1 protein-coding gene and 1 pseudogene are annotated in these 1,974 nt (G+C 35.4%); one reads left to right on the top strand and one right to left on the bottom strand.

Annotated features, from left to right (window positions below; genetic code table 11):
• Positions 1–25 precede the first annotated feature (25 nt).
• A pseudogene (locus DN394_RS28255) lies at positions 26–909 on the bottom strand (NADP-dependent oxidoreductase).
• Positions 910–1,095: 186 nt separating this feature from the next.
• On the opposite strand from DN394_RS28255, the gene mle reads away from it, so the two are divergent.
• Positions 1,096–1,950, top strand: a complete 855-nt coding sequence (gene mle, locus DN394_RS28250; RefSeq protein WP_149294448.1) for a BCA family alpha/beta fold macrolide esterase — start codon at positions 1,096–1,098, stop codon at positions 1,948–1,950.
• The last annotated feature ends 24 nt before the right edge of the window (positions 1,951–1,974 follow it).

Raw genomic sequence — 1,974 nt, 5'->3', positions numbered from 1 at the left:
CTTTCTCTACAAGCCACTATTTTCATTATCCTCCGACTTTCATTACAATTTTACCTCTAACATGTTGACCTTCACTCAAAATATGAGCTTCTCTAACCCCCTCTTCATTAAACGGCACAACTTTACTTATAATTGGTTTTATTTTTCCGTGTACAATTAATTTTGATAATGCTTCTAATTGCTTTCCGTTTGGTTTTAGCCATAAAAACCCTGATTTTATCCCTTTTACTTTTTGAATTGGCTCATGAACAATCGAAACTAACACACCACCAGATTTTATAATTTGAAAGCTTTTTTCTTGTACTTCGCCACCTATTGTATCTAATACAATATCGAAATCTGTACTCCTAAAGACTTTAAAAACTCTTCATTCTTACTACTTGCGGTTGTCGCAACAAAAGCTCCAAATGATTTTGCGATTTGGATTGCCAAACTTCCAACTCCACCAGCTCCAGCATGAATGAGTACTCGGTCATGTTCTTTTATTTTTGCGTAATCTACAAGACTTTGCCACGCTGTAAGTCCTGCAAGAGGAATAGAAGCTGCCTCTTCGAAACTTAGATTAGTAGGCATATAAGATACTAAATCCGAGTTTACTGTAATGAATTCAGCATAAGAGCCCTTCCCTATATTTTCAGGTTTCGTAAATACTTTATCTCCTACTTTGAAGTACTCTACCTCTTCCCCAACTTCTTCAATAACCCCAGCTACATCCAACCCTAAAATAATTGGAAATGAAAATTGCAACTGTTCTTGTAAGTCTCCTTTTCTTATTTTCCAATCAACAGGATTAACAGATGTCGCGAGAATACGTATCAATACCTCGTTACCTTTAACAATTGGTTTTAAAACTTCTCTTTCTTTTAATTCTTCAACATTACCATATTGATCTATAACAATTGCTTTCATTTCCATTCCTCCTTGCTATTTATTTTAATAACATACAAATATTTCTCAAAATTTTTTGCCTTGAATGGCTATATACTTATTTTTAGGGGTTATTGCACTATTAATTCCAAAAAGAAACGTACACTCACCTTAGAATCACTCAAAACTGTATTTTCAATTACATTCAAAAGAAATGAGGAGAACTCTATGACTGAAAAGATATTTAAAATAAACGGGATTGATATATGTACAGAAAGCTTTGGGAACCCTAAAAACCCAGCTATTTTATTAATTATGGGTGCTACGTGTTCAATGGTTTATTGGGATGAAGAGTTTTGTGAACAGTTGGCTAACACGGGGAAATTTGTTATTCGTTTTGATAACCGTGATGTGGGATGCTCTGTTACATATGAGCCTGGAACTTCCAATTATACAGTTACAGATATGGCTGAAGATGCAATTGGGGTACTCGATGCTTATCATATTGATAAAGCACATCTATTTGGTATGTCATTAGGTGGTATGATCGCTCAAATTGCTGCTGTAAAACATCCCGAAAGAATTTTAACGTTAACATTATTAGCTACAAGTGTGATAGGCCCTGACGATAATACGCGCGATTTACCTCCGATGGACGAAAGAATTTTAACACATCACGCAAATGGCACGCATTTAGATTGGACAAATGAAAATGTTGTAGCAGAATATTTAGTTTCCGGATCTCGCCTATTATGTGGATCCAAACGAACATTTGATGAAAAAAGAGTCTATAATCAAGTAAAACAAGAAATAGAACGCGCAAACAATCTATTAAGTATGTTTAATCACGCTTTACTTCAAGGTGATGATGCTTATGAAGGTGTGCTTCACTCCATACAAGCACCTACATTAGTTATTCACGGAACAGACGATACTGCACTCCCTTTTGAACATGGTCTCGCACTTATTGATGAAATTCCTAAATCAGTCCTACTAACCCTTGAAGGCGCAGGACATGAAAATCATTCTGATGACTGGGCAGACATCATTCATGCAGTTACTGAACATACATCTAAAATATAGATAAATAACGAATAGAAGGGGCAC

The sequence above is a fragment of the Bacillus sp. BB081 genome (assembly GCF_008368895.1).
In the GTDB taxonomy this organism is placed as follows: Bacteria; Bacillota; Bacilli; order Bacillales; family Bacillaceae_G; genus Bacillus_A; species Bacillus_A wiedmannii.
Note: the sequence above shows the minus strand (reverse complement) of the source record. Positions and strands in the feature narration are given on the sequence as shown.

Coding starts and splice junctions, on each gene's coding strand:
- mle (WP_149294448.1), top strand. CDS start 1,096: ATGACTGAAAAGATATTTAAAATAAACGGGATTGATATATGTACAGAA.